The sequence below is a fragment of the Actinomadura kijaniata NBRC 14229 genome (assembly GCF_001552175.1).
Taxonomy (GTDB): domain Bacteria; phylum Actinomycetota; class Actinomycetes; order Streptosporangiales; family Streptosporangiaceae; genus Spirillospora; species Spirillospora kijaniata.
Genome location: NZ_BCQR01000011.1, coordinates 1 through 14,522, shown reverse-complemented (window position 1 = coordinate 14,522; position 14,522 = coordinate 1). Strand labels below are relative to the sequence as shown.

The window sequence follows — 14,522 nt, the reverse complement described above, 5'->3', positions numbered from 1 at the left end:
GGTTGACTTTCCACCCGCATCCGATCATGCTCTAAACCAACCGTCTGGTTTATTTCGAACGGAGATTCCCCATGACCCTCGCCGCCGCCCCTCTTCCGGTCCGCTCGCCGCTGCCCGACGGGCTCGCCGGATCGACCGCCGTCATCCTCGGCGGCACCTCCGGCATCGGGCTGGCCGCCGGGCGTCTGCTGGTCGGCCTCGGCGCCCGCGTCGTGCTGTCCGGGCGCGACCGGAGCCGCCTGGACGCCGCCCTCGCCGCGCTGCGCGCCGACGCCCCGGCCGACGCCGTGCTCGGCGGCACCGCCGACGCCGCCGACGAGGACGCCGTCCGCCGCGTCTTCGACCTGGCCGAACGCGTGGACCACGTCCTGGTCACCGCGGGCGGCTACGTCGGGGCCGGTCCGCTGGAGGAGCTGACCCCCGACACCGTCCGCACCGTCGCCGACCTGCGTCTGTGGAGCGCGCTGGCCGCCGCCCGCGTCGCCGCCGAGCGGCTGCCGGCCGGCGGATCGATCACCCTGACCTCCGGCACCTTCACCGTCCGGCCCGTGCCCGGGGTGAGCGGGGCGATCGCGGCGGTCGGCGGCGTCGAGGCGCTGGCCCCCGCCCTCGCGGTCGAGCTCGCTCCGCGCCGCCTGCGCGTCAACACGGTCCGGTACGGCGCGTTCGACACCCCGCTGATGCGCTCGGCCGGCGGGCTGGACACCGACGCGAAGATCGCCGAGGCCGGGGCGGCGGTGCCGCTCGGCCGGTACGGGACCGCCGAGGAGGCGGCCGCGGCCGCGCTGTTCCTCATGGCCAACCCCTACATGACCGGCCAGGTCCTCACCGTCGACGGCGGCCAGACCCTCGCCTGACCCGCCCGCGCGGCTACGAGGGGATCGGGATGCGCACCTTCGGCAGCGTGGGGCGGGGCTCCCGCCACGCTCCCGACAGCAGGACGGCCAGGGTGTAGATGTGCCAGGTCTGGAGCACCCACGTCCCGGAGACCGCGGCGAAGTGCTCCTTGGCCCTCACCTCGTCGACGATGTCGAAAAGCTCGCGCGGGGCCGCCGCCACCTCGTCGCGCAGGAGCTTCAGGAACGCGTCGTCGTAGCTCTTGCGCCAGTTGAAGCCCGAGGTGCGGCCCCTGGGGACGAGGGCGGCGCGGCGCCGCCAGGCGAGCAGGTCGCGCAGGCCGCACGGGCGGTTCTCCTCGAACCGCCAGCGCTTGCCCTCGGGCGGGATGTCGGCGAGTTCGGGCGCGAGCGTCTCGATCAGCCGGAAGACGACCTCCTCGCTCGCCCGCCAGCCCGGCGGCAGCGCCAGGGCCTCGCGGACCACCCGGTTGTCGAAGAACGGGTGGTAGTAGGGGCCGTTGGTCAGCGTCGCGGTGTGCGAGCCGACGATCCAGCGTCCCGAGCGGTAGTAGAGGTAGAGGCGGTCGAGGACGTCGGCGCCGTCGCGCTCGGCGCGTTCGGCCCAGGGCCGGAGCGCCGCACGGGCGCGGTCGTTGGCGCCCGGGGTGCAGAACCGCTCGGCCGACAGGAAGATCGTGCGGACGCGCCTGGCGATGCCCGCCGGGGACCGGTCGCCCTGGTCGTAGAGGAAGCCGCCGCGCAGCGTCTCCCCGCCGGACCCGGAGGTGCGCGGGGTGAGGGAGTAGGGCGTCCAGCCGTTGACCCGCTCGTAGGCCGAGGTCATCCCCTCGCAGCGCCGGATGATGTCGTAGGCGCGAAGGAACGGGTGCTCGACGACGACCTCGTCGCGCGCGTCGTCGGTGGCCGGCAGGCTCACCCGGTGCTCGATCCCGAGGCGGCGCGCGATGCGGGTGGCCAGCACGACGTCGGGGTCGTCGGCGAACCCGTGGGTGGCCGCCGTCATCGGCACGCCCGCCGCCTTCAGCACGGCGGCCATGAGGCGGCTGTCGCGGCCGCCCGACAGCGCCAGGGTGACCGGTTCGCCGTGCCGGGCGAGCGGCGCGGCGGACGCGACCAGCGCCTCGGCGAGGTCGGCGACGCGGGCGCGGGCCCGGCGGGGGCCGCCGGGGGCGGGCTCGGCGACGGGGGTGGGGACCTCGCGGGTCTCGGTGGGCTCGCCGGGACGGGCGGTGAGGACGGTCGCGGCGGGCAGCGTGCGCACGCCCCGGAAGGGGGTGTCGTCGTTGGTGAAGAACCCGTGCCGGACCATCGGCTGCAACGCCGGGACGTCGAGGTCCACGCCGGGGTCGGCGGCGCCGGTCCCGATCGCGCGGGCGACCAGGTGGACCAGCAGCGCGCGGGTGCCGATCACCCGGGCCCCGCCGGTCTCGGCGTGGTAGACGGGGCAGACGCGCGCGATGGAGGTGGCGGCCTCGACGCCGTCCGGGCCCGCCCGGAAGACCGAGAAGCAGCCGCCGAGCGTCTCGGTGACCGGCCCGACCCGGTCGGCGGCCAGCAGCGCCCGCTCCCCGGCGTCCGGGTCGGCGAGATAGCCGCAGTAGCCGAGGACGCGTCCGCCCTCGCGCCGCAGCGGGCGGGGCAGCAGGGCGTGCTCGGGCTCGTTGGCCCAGGCGAGCAGGGTGACCGCGCCGTCCTCGCTCGTCCAGCGGTCGGCCGTCAGGACGTCGGCCGGGACGGGGACCGCCTCGTGCACGGCCCGCTCCGCGGCCTCGATGACGCGCCGGGGGACGGGTCGGCCGCGGTCCACCGCCACGACGGCCAGATACGCGCGCATGCGACTCCTGTGCGGGGTGGGATCCCCCAGCGAAGCAGCGCGCGGTGAACGCCCGTCGAGCCGGACGGTAGCGCCGCGTGAACGCCGTCTGGCGTCCGGCGCGGCCGGGGTCAGTGGACGAGCTCCTCCTCCCGCTCGGCGCGGCGGTCGTAGGTGTGGCGGGCCTCGGCGATCTCGCGCTGGTGGTTCTCGGTCCAGTCGACCAGGGCCTTGATGGTGGCGTGCAGGCTCACCCCGAGCGGGGTCAGCTCGTAGTCCACCCGCGGCGGGACCACCGGGTGGACGGTGCGCTTGACCAGGCCGTCGCGTTCGAGGTGGCGCAGGGTGCGGGTCAGCATCCGCTGGCTGACGCCGTCGATCTCGCGCTTGAGCTCGGTGAAGCGCAGGCTCCGCTTGTCCAGCAGCGCGATCACCAGCAGCGACCACTTGTCGGCGACGCGGTCGAGGATCTGCCGGACCTCGCAGCCCTCGCGGGTGTCCCACTGGAACGCGTCGTAGTCGGTGCCGGTATCACAGGGGGTACCGGGGAACTCTGAAGTGCCGTCTTCCATGGTCACCAATGGTCACCCAAGATGAGGTCGGTAACAAGAGGGAACCGGCACCCTTTCGGTGACCGCCCCTCGTCCCCCCTTGTCGACGAGGAGACAGCCATGTCCGCAACGCTGTCCGGCGCGCGTCCGCCGGGTCAGATCACCGAGATGAACGGCCGCGCCTGGGCGATGCTGCTGGTGCTGTGCGGCGCGATCTTCCTGGAGGGGATCGACGTCGCGATGCTGAACGTCGCCCTGCCGAGGATCCGCACCGATCTGGACCTGTCCACCGGCATGCTGAGCGGCGTCGTGTCCGCCTACGTGCTCGGGTACGGCGGGTTCATGCTGCTGGGCGGGCGCGCCGCCGACCTGCTGGGACGCCGCCGCATGTTCCTGACGTGGCTGGTGGTGTTCCTGGTCTTCTCCGGCCTCGGCGGGTTCGCCACCGAGGGGTGGACGCTGCTGGTCTCCCGGTTCGTGACCGGGGTGGCGGCGGCGTTCCTGGCCCCGGCCGGGCTGGCGCTGATCACCACGAACTTCGCCGAGGGGCGGGCGCGCAACCGCGCGCTGATGTTCTACGCGGGCACGGCCGCGGGCGGCTTCACGCTGGGCCTGGTCATCGGCGGTCTGCTGACGATGGCGGGCTGGCGGTGGGTGTTCTTCGCGCCGGTCATCCTGGCGGCGCTGATCCTGGCGGCGGCGGTTCCGCTGGTGCGCGACGACGCCGCGCCGGAGCGGGTGCGCGGGCGGTTCGACCTGGCCGGGTCGTTCAGCATCACCGGGGCGATGCTGCTGCTGGCCTACGGCGTGGTGCGGCTGGAGCACCCGGCGGACGGGCCGGGGCTGACGGTCGCGGCGTTCGCGGGCGGGCTGGCGCTGCTGGGCGCGTTCGTGGCGATCGAGCGCCGGTCGGCCGCGCCGCTGGTGCGGCTGGGCGTGCTGCGGTCGGGGCCGCTGGTGCGGACCAACATCGCGGCGCTGCTGTTCATCGGCTCGTTCGCGGGCTTCCAGTTCCTCGTGACGCTGTACCTCCAGGAGCTGCGCGGCTGGTCCACGCTGGAGACCTCCCTGGCGATGCTGGTGATCGGGATCGACATGGTGCTGGCGCCGACGGTGACGCCGAGGCTGACCGAGCGGTTCGGCAACGTGCGGGTGCTGTTCGGCGGGCTGGTGCTCGGCGCGATCGCCTACGCGCTGTTCCTGCCGGTCTCCTCCGACTGGTCGTACGCGGCGATGTTCCCGGCGTTCCTGCTGCTCGGGCTCACGTTCTCGCTGGTCTACGGTCCGCTGACGGTGGCCGCCACCGAGGGCGTCGCGGAGGAGGAGCACGGGCTGGCCGGGGGCCTGCTCTACACGTCGATCCAGTTCGGGACGGCGCTCGGGATCTCGGCGGTGACGGCGGTGAGCGTGGCGGCCGGGCCGTTCGGGATCGACGCGGTGCGGTCCGCGATGGTGGTACCGGTGGTGGGCGCCGTGGTGGCCCTCGTGGTGACCGCGTTCGGGCTGGGGCGGCGGGACTCCGCCGGCGTTCCCGCCCCCGCCGTCACCGAGCGCGTCGAGGCGGGGGTCTGAACCATGGCGACGAAGGTGAGGTCGTTCGCCGACCTGCGGGAGCAGTTCGAGGCGTACGTCGGGAGCATCGTGTACGCGACGATGACCACGGTCGACAAGAAGGGGCGGCCGCGGGCCCGGGTCCTGATCCCGGTGTGGGAGGTCGTGGACGGGAAGCCCGTGGGGTGGCTGGCCACCTACAAGACGCCCGTGAAGGCCGCGCACCTGGCGAACAACCCGCACACGACGTTCTCCTACTGGACCCAGCGGCAGAACGCGGTCAGCGTGGACACCGTCGCCCACTGGGTGGAGGACCGCGAGACCAAGCGGCACGTGTGGGAGCTGTACCGGCGGACCAGCCCCCAGGGGGCGGGCTACGACCTCGGGCAGTTCTGGAAGGGGATCGACGATCCGGAGCTGCACGTGCTGCGGCTCGACCCCTGGCGGGTCCAGGTGATCCGGGGAACGGACCTGGCCAGCAAGATCTGGCGGAGCGAGTGAGGGACGGACGAGAGAGAAGACCCCCTTTCCGGGGGTCTTCTCCTTTCCGTCTAGGCGATGTGGTGGTTGAGGCGGAACAGGTCCGACGGGTCGAGCTTCGCCTTCAGCGTCACCAGCCGCTCGTGGTCGGCGGGCTCGTAGGCGCGGCGGACCTCGGCCTCGGTCGCGTCGTCCCCGTAGAGGAAGTTGACGTGGCGGCCCAGGTCCCAGGGGGCGAGCGCGTCGATGAACGCCTCGTGGGCCGGCCTCGTCGCCTCGGGGCCGTGGCCCGGCAGGATCGGGGACAGCACGGCGGCCAGGTACCGCGCGTCGCGGTGGCCGACGGCGTTCGGCACCGCCGGGGGCCGGGACATCGCGCCGCCCAGGTGCCGGATCTCCACGATGAACCGCTCCCCGGCGTCCAGCGCGGCGGCCACGATCGCCGGGTCGAGCTCGCCGACCAGCGCGTGCGCGCTGTGGTAGGCCATCGGGAACGGCGGCTCGGCGTGGATGGTGGCGCACTCGGCGTACGGCATGTCCCGCACGGTGTCGATCAGGCGGGGGGCGACGGCGCGCAGCGGCTCCACCAGGCGCTCGCCGGTCGCGGCGTCGCCCGCGTGGATGATCCGGACGTGCGCGGCGTACCGGCCGCCCAGCGGCTCGGGCACGCCCGGGGCGTCCGGGAACGGCACCAGCGCGACCGAGGAGGTCATCTCCTCCGGCACGGTCGCGGTCCACGCCCGGTAGGCGTCCAGCACGGCGGGGATGTGGCCGGTGTCGAAGTACAGGCCGCCGCCGTAGATCCGCTCCACCGGCATCAGGTCGAACTCCAGCGCCGTGACGACGCCGAAGTTGGCGCGTCCGCCGCGCAGCGCCCAGAACAGGTCCGGGTCGCTCTCGGCGGTGACGTGCCGGAACTCTCCGTCGGCCGTGACGACGTCGATGGCGCGGACGTGGTCGGCGGCGAACCCGAACCGGCGTGACAGCAGGCCGACGCCACCGCCGAGCGTGTACGACACCGCGCCGACGGTGGGAGAGGAGCCGTTGACGGGGGCCAGGCCGTGGTCGGCGGCGGCCGCGACGACCGCGCCCCACCGGACGCCCGCCTCGACCCGCGCCGTGCGGGCCGCGGCGTCGATCCGGACCCCGTCCATCCGGCCCGTGGTGATGAGCATGCCGCCGTCCGCGCCCCGCGGCAGCCCGTGCCCGGTGGCCTGCACGGCGATCGGCGTCCCGTGCGCGGCGGCGGACGCGACGGCCTCCCGCACGTCCTCCACCCCGGCCGCCGCGACGATCACGTCCGGGCGGTGCTGCCCGTGCAGCTGGAAACCGGAACGCTCCGCGTCGTAGCCCTCGTCGCCGGGGACGAGCACGGCGCCCGCGATCCGGTCGGCCAACTCCTGATGGTCCTTCATTTCGGTCTCCCCGTAACGGTCGTTCTCGCTTCACCTCCAACCCTGCCGACACTTGGATCAGAAGTCCAAGAGATGGATTTGCTACTAATGAGAAGGATTACTTATGACAGTGGCCGTGCCGGAGCCCGAGGGATCCGGCACGGCCAGGGGGTGTCGCCTACAGCCCCTTCAGGGAGCCGCCGTCCACCACGACCTCGGCCCCGGTCGTGCTGCCCGAACGCGGTGACGCCAGCAGCACCACCGCGTCGGCGACCTCCTGCGGCTCGACCAGGCGGCCGGTGACCAGGTTCATCATCTCCGGCGCGACCTTGTCCATCACCGCGTCCCGGTCGGCGCCGGTCGCGCCCGCCAGGATGTCGGCCGCGCCGCCCTCCTCGGTCCACCACGCGGTGCGCACCGGACCGGGCGAGACGGTGTTGACGCGGATCCCCTGCGGGCCGAACTCCTCCGACAGTCCCTTGGTCACGTTGGCCAGGCCCGCCTTGGCGGCGCTGTAGTCGTAGTTCATCGGGCCGGGCTGGCGCGCCATGGTCGTGGACACGTTGACGATCGCGGCGGCGTCGCTCTCCAGCAGGCGCGGCAGCGCCTCCCGGATGAGCCGCACCGGCGCGAACAGGTTGAACTCGAACATCCGCCGCCAGTCGTCGTCGTCCGGCGTGGTGAACCCGAACTGCGGCAGGCTCACCCCGGGCGGCGGGCCGCCGGCGTTGTTGACCAGCACGTCCACGCCGCCGAACGTCTCCACCGCCCGCGCGACGATCCGTGCCGGGGCCCCCTCGTCCATCAGGTCGGCCGTGACGTGCAGCAGGTTCGGCCCGGCCAGCGCGTCCAGCTCGGGGGTGGTCCGGCGGGAGACCGCGACCACCTTCGCGCCCTCCTCCAGCAGGGTGCGGGTGACGGCCAGGCCCATGCCCTTGGACGCTCCGGTGACGATCGCGACGCGGCCGGTCAACTGCAGATCCATAGTGGTTCCTCTCGTGGGGGACGGAAGGTGGAACCCCGTCCCCGCCCCGGCGGTTGCAGGTGAGATCAGGAAATCTCGGCGAGGTCGACCGCGTCGGCCATCGCGCGGTATCCGGCGGCGTTGGGGTGCTTGTGGTCGCCGCTGTCGAACGCCGCGCGCAGCCGCTCCGGGTCGCGGGGGTCGGCGACGGCCTTGTTGAAGTCGGCGACCGCGTCGTACTCGCCGGAGGTGCGGATCCAGTGGTTGAGCCGCCGGATCTTCTCGGCCGAACGGGGCGTGTAGTACTCGGCGCCCTTCATCGGCAGCAGCGTCGCGCCGATCACCTTGACGCCCCGGGCGTGCGCCTGCCGGATCAGGGCGCGGTGCCCGGCGATCAGCTCGGCGAGCGAGCGGTCCGGGTTCGGCTTGTAGGTGGGCAGGTCCACCTCGCTGAAGCCGATGTCGTTCAGGCCGTGCAGGACCACGACCGTGCCGACGCGCGGGTCGGCGAGCGCGTCCCGGCGGAACCGGCCGAGCCCGTGGTCCCCGAACCAGGCCGAGTCGGACAGGATCATGTTGCCGCCGATGCCCGCGTTCAGGACCGGGCGGGGGCGGCCCGCCTTCGCCAGCCGCTCGGCGAGCGCGTCGGGGTAGCGGGCGTCGGTGTCGTTCCCGGCCCCGAACCCGTCGGTGATGGAGTCGCCGAACGCCACCACCGTGTCGCGCCGCGCGGCGCCTCCCGCCACGTCGATGCCGCTCAGGTAGTACCGGGAGTGCGTCACCTTCCCGGCGTCGGTGGGGAACGCCCCGCCCGCGTCGGCCGTCCGGTCGCCCTGGGCGCGGTAGGCGGTCGCGTACCCCTGGAGGTGCGCGGTCGCCGGGCCGGTGGTCTCCGGCAGGTACATCGTCACGGTCAGCGACTCCAGCGGCGCGACCTTCAGCTTGGCCCCGTCGCTGACGACCTGCCCGCCGACCGGGACCACCACCGACCGGGACCGCCCGAACGTCAGGTGCCGCAGGCTGCCGGGCCGCAACTCCGGGCCCCGGCCCGCCTTCGCGACGGTCATCGCGGCGACCTTCAGCGGGGAGGCCCCGTAGCGGTTCGACAGCCGCACCCGCACCGCCGACCCTCCGGCGGTGATCCGCATGACCTGCCGCACGGTCTGCCCGGAGAACCCCTGCTCCGACCAGTTCGGCTCGAACCCGACGCTGGGCCGCTGCGGGGCCGCCGCCCACGCGGCCGTCCACTGCCGCGCCGCCTGCGCCGCCTGCGCCGTCCGCTCCGTGCGCTCCCGCGCCGCCAGCGCGATCCCCGGCGTCGCCGCCACCAGAGCGAACCCCACCGTCGCCGCCATCAGCTTCCGCATCACTGCCTCCGTTCATCGGTCGAACGGGAGACAGCCTGCTGCGCGCCGCACCGGCTACCCAGCCACCGTGCTTTCGTACCACCGGCAGGGTCAGGCTGAGGCGTCGAAGCTCTCCAGGACGTTGCGGCGCGAGTGCTGGAAGATCACCGAGGTGCGGAAGCCGCCGATCTCGGGGCGCGGGGCCAGCCGCTCCACCAGGAACGCGTGCAGGTGGTCCAGGTCGGGGACGGCCACGTGCAGCACCAGATCGTCCTCGCCCGCCACCACGAACAGCCCCATCACCTCCGGCATCCGGGACACGTCCCCCTTCACACCGTCGATCGCCGCCCGGTTCGGGGTCCGCAGCCGCACCGACACCAGCGCCTGCACGCCCCGGTTCAGCGCGGGCAGGTCGATGTCGGCGTGGTAGCCGCGGATCACGCCGCGGCGGGTGAGGGAGCGCACGCGTTCCAGGCAGGTGGAGGGGGCCACGCCGATCCGCCGCGCCAGCTCGCGGTTGGACAGCCGGGCATCCGTTTGGAGGAGCCGCACGATCTGCTCGTCGAGTTCGTCCATGACCGGATTATGGGCTCAATTCCGAACGAACATTCGGAAGACGGCCCATCTTTCCGTGCGAGTGCCTAACTTTCGTGGCGTTTCACTCCCCCTTCCGAAGGATCCTCCATGACCGTCTCCACTTCGGCCCGGCCGCGCGCGGACGTCGCGGCCGGGCACCGGCTCGGGCTGGGGCAGGGCACCGCGCTGCTGACCGGCGCGGTGCTCGGACCCGGAATCCTCGCGCTGCCGCACGCGGCCGCCTCGGCGGCCGGTCCCGCCGCGCTGGCCGCCTGGGCCCTGCTGCTGGCGCTGAGCGTGCCGGTGGCGTTCACGTTCGCGGCGCTCGGCGCGCGGTTCCCCGACGGCGGCGGGGTCGCGGCGTTCGCGGCCCGCGCGTTCGGGCCCCGCACCTCGGCGGCCGTCGGCTGGCTGTTCCTCGCCGTCGTCCCGGTCGGCACCCTGGCGGGCGCGATGATCGGCGGCGGGTACGTGGCGAACGCGGCGGGCTGGGGACGGCCGGGCGCGGCGGTCATGACGGTCGTGCTGCTGGCCGCCGCGTTCGCCGCCAACCACGGCGGGCTGCGCATGTCGGGCCGGGTCCAGCTCGTCCTGGTGGCGGGACTGGCGGTGCTGCTGGGCGTCGCCGTCCTCGCGTCCGCCCCGCACGCCGACGCCGCGCACTTCACGCCGTTCGCCCCGTACGGGATCGGCGGGGTGGTCCACGCGATCGGCGTGCTGTTCTTCGCGTTCGCGGGCTGGGAGGCGGCCAGCCACCTGTCGGCCGACTTCGCCGACCCGCGCCGCCTGCTGCCGCGCGCCACCGGGCTGGCGCTGGCCCTGGTCGGAACGCTCTACCTCGCGCTGGCGGCGGCCGTCACCGGCGTGCTGGGCGAGCGCGCCGAGACCTCGCCCGTCCCGCTGGCCCTGCTGATGGAGACCGGGCTCGGCGACCTGGCCCGCGCGGCGACGGCCGTGGCCGCGATGGTGCTGAGCTTCGTCGCCATGAACACCTACATCGCCGGGGGCTCCCGGCTCGGCGCGGCGCTGGCCCGCGACGGCGCGCTGCCCGCCTGGTTCGGGCGGGGCGGCCCGGTGCCGCACCGGGGGCTGCTGCTGCTGGAGGCGCTGGCGGTCCCGCTCGCGGTCGCGGTGACGGTCACCGAATTCGGGCTGGACCCGCTGCTGCGGGCGACCGCCGCCTGCCTGGCCTCGGTCACCGTGGTCGGCATGGCGTCGGCGACCCGGCTGCTGACCGGCCGCGCCCGCGCCGCGGCCCGCGTCACCACCGCGTTCACCGCCGTCGCGGCCCTGTCCTGCGGCCCCTACCTGGTGATCCCGGTCGCGGTGGCGGCGGTGGCGGCGCTCCGGGGACGGTTGACCTCAAGCAAAGTCGAGGATCTACGTTGAGCGGCATGGACGACAGGAACCAGCCGATCGCCTACTGGCTCGGCGTCGCGCACCGCGCGGCCATCGACTTCATCCGCACCGAGATCGGCAAGCAGGGGATCACCCAGCCGCAGTACTGGATCCTGCGGCACCTGCACCCCGGCGACCTCGGCGACGGCGCGCCCCGCACCGTCGCCGGGCTGACCGAGGCGATGCGCGACTACCTGCTGCCCGGCGACGACCTGGCGTCCGCCGCCGCCGACCTGGCGGCGCGCGGCCTGGTCGACCGGGACGCCACCGGCGGGCTCACGATCACCGAATCCGGCCGGGAGCTGCACGGACGCGTCAAGAAGGCCGCGCCCGCCATCCGCGACCACCTCCATGAGGGGGTCGCCGACGAGGACTACGCGGTGGTGCTGCGCGTGCTGCGGCGGGTGATGGCCAACGCCGGCCGCTCCTGATCAGCCGAACTGCACCGAGCGCTTGGCCATCCCCAGCCAGAAACCGTCGATCACGGTGCGCCGGTCGTCCAGGTCGGCCCCGGCCGCGCCGAGCGCGACGAACAGCGGCGCGAAGTGCTCGGTGCGCGGGTGCGCGAACCGGGCCGCCGGGGCCTTGCGCTCGAAGTCCAGCAGCGCGTCCACGTCCCCGGCGTCCAGCGCGTCCCGCCCCCACTCGTCGAACTCGGCGGTCGGCGTGGCCACCCGGTTGTCGGGGGACAGCGCCCGCAGGTTGTGGGTGAAGAACCCGCTGCCGACGACCAGCACGCCCTCGTCCCGCAGCGGCGCGAGCCGCCGCCCCACCTCGTACAGGCCGCGCGGGTCGAGCGTGGGCATCGACATCTGGAGAACGGGCACGTCGGCGTCCGGGTACATCTCCTTCAGCGGGACGTACGCGCCGTGGTCCAGCCCCCGGTCCGGCGCGTCGTGGACCCGGCCTCCCGGCCGGTCGAGCAGCCCGCGCACCCTGGCGGCCAGCCCGGGGGCGCCGGGCGCGGGGTAGGTCACCCGGTAGTAGTGCTCGGGAAAGCCCCCGAAGTCGTAGACGAGCGGGACCGTCTCGGTCGCGCCCAGCGTCACCGGGGCGTCCTCCCAGTGCGCCGACACCATCAGCACGGCCTCCGGCCGGGGCAGGTCCGCGGCCCAGGCGGCGAGCTGGCCGGGCCAGACCGGGTCGTCGGCCAGCGGCGGCGCGCCGTGTCCGAGGTAGAGGGTCGGCATCCTGTCGGCGGCCATGGGCACCTCCGGGGAACGGGATCATTAAGTTCAAATTTGAACTACTACAAGCCTACCTCCGCTTTCCGGACTTCAGCAGGTCGGCGAGCACGCCGATCCCCTCGGCGATGTCCGTCGCGCCGCCCGCCGCGTATCCCAGGACCAGCCCCGGCGCGAACGGGCGCTGCGCGTGCCACGACAGCGGGTGCACCTTCACTCCCCGCGCGAGCGCCGCCGCCGCCAGCTCGACGTCGCTGACGTCGCCGTCGAACGTGACCGTCAGGTGCAGGCCCGCCGCCGTCCCGTGGACGGTCGCGCCGGGCAGCGCCGCGTGGATCGCCTCGACCATGCGGTCCCGGCGCCGCCGGTGCCGCCGCCGCACCAGCCGCAGGTGCCCCTCCAGCCGTCCCGACTCCATCAGCCGCGCGAGCACGAGCTGCGGGAGGACGGCGTTGCCCAGGTCGGCGTGACGCTTGGCGGCCACCAGCGCCTCCCGGTACCGGGAGGGCACCAGCACCCACCCGGTCCGCAACGCGGGGGCCAGCAGCTTGGAGACGCTCCCGGCGTAGCAGACGCGCTCGGCCAGCACCGACCGCAGCGCCGGGACCGGCGGCCGGTCGTAGCGGTGTTCGGCGTCGTAGTCGTCCTCGATGACCAGGCCGCCCCAGCGCATCAACGCGCGCCGCCGCTCCCCGCTCAGCACGACTCCGGTGGGGAACTGGTGCGCGGGTGTCAGCAGCACGGCCTCCAGCCCCGCCAGCTCCGAGACCCGCGCCCCCTCCCCGTCGACCGGGACCGGCGGCGTCGCCAGCCCCGCGTCCGCCAGGTGCTGCCGCACCCCCAGCGACCCGGGGTCCTCCACGCCGACCGCCCCGATCCCGTCCTCCCGCAGCACCCGGGCCAGCAGCCCGAGCGCCTGGGCGGTCCCGGCGACGACCACGACCTCCTCGGGGTCGGCCCGGATCCCCCGGAACCGCGCCAGCCAGCGCGCGACCGCCACCCGCAGCGCCGGGGCGCCGCGCGGGTCCCCGTAGCCGAAGTCCGCCGCCGACAGCCCGGCCAGCACCTCCCGCTCCGCCCGCAGCCAGGCGGCGCGCGGGAACGCCCCCAGGTCGGGAACGCCCGGCGACAGGTCGATCCGCGCCGGAGCGGCCCGCAGCGCCTCGAAGACGTCCCCGCCCGGCGGGCCGTCGAAGACCCCCGACGGCGCGCGCCCCGACGGGACGGGCGGCGCGACCGGGGCCGCGACCACGACCGTCCCGCTCCGCCCGCGCCCGACGACCAGCCCCTCCTCGGCCAGCCGCTGGTACGCCTCGGTCACCACGCCCCGCGACACCCGCAGCTCGGCCGCCAGCACCCGCGTCGCCGGGAGCCTGCCGCCCACCGGAAGCCGCCCGTCGGTGACCGCCTCCCGCAGCCGCCCGGCCAGCCAGCCGGCCAGCCCTCCGGGCGGGGCCGCGCCCACGTCGAGCTGGAGGAAGTCCGACCCGCCTACGGACCTGTCGAAAGCACGCCCATTGGACCTGTCCACCGCGCCATGGTCGCAGCGAGAGTGCCGGGCATGAGCATCGCGTTCCTGCTGACCGCGCTCGTCGTGGTCGCCACCCCCGGCACCGGCGTCGTCTACACCCTCGCCGCCGGGCTCGCCCACGGCCGCCGCGCGAGCGTCGTCGCCGCGTTCGGCTGCACCCTCGGCACCATCCCGCACATGCTGGCGACGGTGACCGGCGTCGCCGCGCTGCTGCACACCAGCGCGGTGGCGTTCCAGACCCTCAAGTACCTCGGCGTCGCCTACCTGCTCTACATGGCGTGGGCCACGCTCCGGGACGAGGGGGCGCTGACCGTCGAGCGGACCGCGCCCGCGAGCCCCGTCCGCGTGATCGTCTCCGGGGTGCTGGTGAACGTCCTCAACCCGAAGCTGACGATGTTCTTCCTGGCGTTCCTGCCGCAGTTCGTCGGCCCGGCCGACCCGGTGCCGCAGATGCTCCGGCTGAGCGCGGTCTTCATGGCCGTCACGTTCGCGGTCTTCGCCGTCTACGGCGTGCTGGCCGCGTCGGTCCGCGACCGCCTGACCGCCCGGACCATGACCTGGCTCCGCCGGGTCTTCGCGGGCTCGTTCGTGGCCCTGGGCGCGCGGCTGGCCATGGCGCGCCTGTAGGTCAGGCGGGCCTGTGGCGCTGGTAGTGGCGGGCGACGCGCACCCGGTTGCCGCACCGCGAGGCCGAGCACCACCGGCGCCGGGGGTGCGCGGGCAGGAACAGCAGGACGCAGTCGTCCGCCTCGCACCGCCGCACCCGGGTGACCGCCGGATCGCCCAGCAGGTCCGCGGCGGCCTCGGCGAGCGCCGCCGCCAGCCGCGCCCCGTCCGGGCCGGTCCGGCGGCGCTCGGCCACGACCGCCGAGCC

15 protein-coding genes are annotated in these 14,522 nt (G+C 74.5%); 6 read left to right on the top strand and 9 right to left on the bottom strand.

All coding sequences use genetic code 11. The features are described 5' to 3' along the window. Window positions 1-71 precede the first annotated feature (71 nt). The gene (locus AKI01S_RS04675; protein WP_083998890.1) at window positions 72-857 is read left to right on the top strand and encodes an SDR family oxidoreductase; all 786 of its coding nucleotides are present in this window, start codon (window positions 72-74) and stop codon (window positions 855-857) included. Window positions 858-870: 13 nt separating this feature from the next. On the opposite strand, the gene AKI01S_RS04670 is transcribed toward AKI01S_RS04675, so the two are convergent. Together AKI01S_RS04670 and AKI01S_RS04665 are read right to left on the bottom strand one after the other, a co-directional pair. Further along, window positions 871-2,694 (bottom strand): asparagine synthase-related protein, encoded by a 1,824-nt coding sequence (locus AKI01S_RS04670; RefSeq protein ID WP_067812500.1) that lies wholly within the window; start codon window positions 2,692-2,694, stop codon window positions 871-873. A 110-nt stretch (window positions 2,695-2,804) separates the two neighbouring features. After that, window positions 2,805-3,245, bottom strand: a complete 441-nt coding sequence (locus tag AKI01S_RS04665) for a winged helix-turn-helix transcriptional regulator (RefSeq protein WP_157419661.1) — start codon at window positions 3,243-3,245, stop codon at window positions 2,805-2,807. Between the two features lie 99 nt (window positions 3,246-3,344). On the opposite strand from AKI01S_RS04665, the gene AKI01S_RS04660 reads away from it, so the two are divergent. Both AKI01S_RS04660 and AKI01S_RS04655 read left to right on the top strand, forming a co-directional pair. Then, on the top strand, window positions 3,345-4,796 hold the full coding sequence (locus AKI01S_RS04660) for an MFS transporter (protein WP_245681474.1): 1,452 nt from the start codon (window positions 3,345-3,347) through the stop codon (window positions 4,794-4,796). A gap of 3 nt (window positions 4,797-4,799) precedes the next feature. Then, complete coding sequence (locus tag AKI01S_RS04655) at window positions 4,800-5,276, top strand: pyridoxamine 5'-phosphate oxidase family protein (RefSeq protein WP_067812498.1); 477 nt, start codon at window positions 4,800-4,802, stop codon at window positions 5,274-5,276. Between the two features lie 50 nt (window positions 5,277-5,326). Here the strand turns inward: AKI01S_RS04655 and AKI01S_RS04650 are convergent, their stop codons facing one another. The 4 genes from AKI01S_RS04650 to AKI01S_RS04635 form a co-directional block, all read right to left on the bottom strand. Then, window positions 5,327-6,670 (bottom strand): FAD-binding oxidoreductase, encoded by a 1,344-nt coding sequence (locus AKI01S_RS04650; RefSeq protein ID WP_067812497.1) that lies wholly within the window; start codon window positions 6,668-6,670, stop codon window positions 5,327-5,329. A gap of 157 nt (window positions 6,671-6,827) precedes the next feature. Beyond that, the gene (locus tag AKI01S_RS04645) at window positions 6,828-7,634 is read right to left on the bottom strand and encodes an SDR family NAD(P)-dependent oxidoreductase (RefSeq protein ID WP_067812496.1); all 807 of its coding nucleotides are present in this window, start codon (window positions 7,632-7,634) and stop codon (window positions 6,828-6,830) included. A 65-nt stretch (window positions 7,635-7,699) separates the two neighbouring features. Then, entirely contained in the window at window positions 7,700-8,980 is a 1,281-nt protein-coding gene (locus AKI01S_RS04640) for an SGNH/GDSL hydrolase family protein (protein WP_083998888.1), read from the bottom strand. Between the two features lie 90 nt (window positions 8,981-9,070). Next, the gene (locus AKI01S_RS04635) at window positions 9,071-9,535 is read right to left on the bottom strand and encodes an Lrp/AsnC family transcriptional regulator (protein ID WP_067812495.1); all 465 of its coding nucleotides are present in this window, start codon (window positions 9,533-9,535) and stop codon (window positions 9,071-9,073) included. Window positions 9,536-9,643: 108 nt separating this feature from the next. On the opposite strand from AKI01S_RS04635, the gene AKI01S_RS04630 reads away from it, so the two are divergent. Beyond that, the gene (locus tag AKI01S_RS04630) at window positions 9,644-10,924 is read left to right on the top strand and encodes an APC family permease (protein ID WP_067812494.1); all 1,281 of its coding nucleotides are present in this window, start codon (window positions 9,644-9,646) and stop codon (window positions 10,922-10,924) included. A gap of 5 nt (window positions 10,925-10,929) precedes the next feature. Beyond that, window positions 10,930-11,364 carry a winged helix DNA-binding protein gene (locus AKI01S_RS04625; protein ID WP_067812493.1) on the top strand — a complete coding sequence of 145 codons (435 nt, stop codon included), beginning with the start codon at window positions 10,930-10,932 and terminating at the stop codon, window positions 11,362-11,364. Here the strand turns inward: AKI01S_RS04625 and AKI01S_RS04620 are convergent, their stop codons facing one another. Next, entirely contained in the window at window positions 11,365-12,138 is a 774-nt protein-coding gene (locus AKI01S_RS04620; protein ID WP_067812492.1) for a dioxygenase family protein, read from the bottom strand. A gap of 52 nt (window positions 12,139-12,190) precedes the next feature. Continuing rightward, complete coding sequence (pdxR, locus tag AKI01S_RS04615) at window positions 12,191-13,648, bottom strand: MocR-like pyridoxine biosynthesis transcription factor PdxR (protein ID WP_067812491.1); 1,458 nt, start codon at window positions 13,646-13,648, stop codon at window positions 12,191-12,193. A gap of 30 nt (window positions 13,649-13,678) precedes the next feature. On the opposite strand from pdxR, the gene AKI01S_RS04610 reads away from it, so the two are divergent. Continuing rightward, the gene (locus tag AKI01S_RS04610) at window positions 13,679-14,275 is read left to right on the top strand and encodes a LysE family translocator (RefSeq protein WP_067812490.1); all 597 of its coding nucleotides are present in this window, start codon (window positions 13,679-13,681) and stop codon (window positions 14,273-14,275) included. Between the two features lies 1 nt (window position 14,276). Here AKI01S_RS04610 and AKI01S_RS04605 read toward each other — a convergent pair. Next, the coding region (locus AKI01S_RS04605; protein ID WP_169813903.1) for a CGNR zinc finger domain-containing protein at window positions 14,277-14,522 on the bottom strand (246 nt) is incomplete at its 5' end.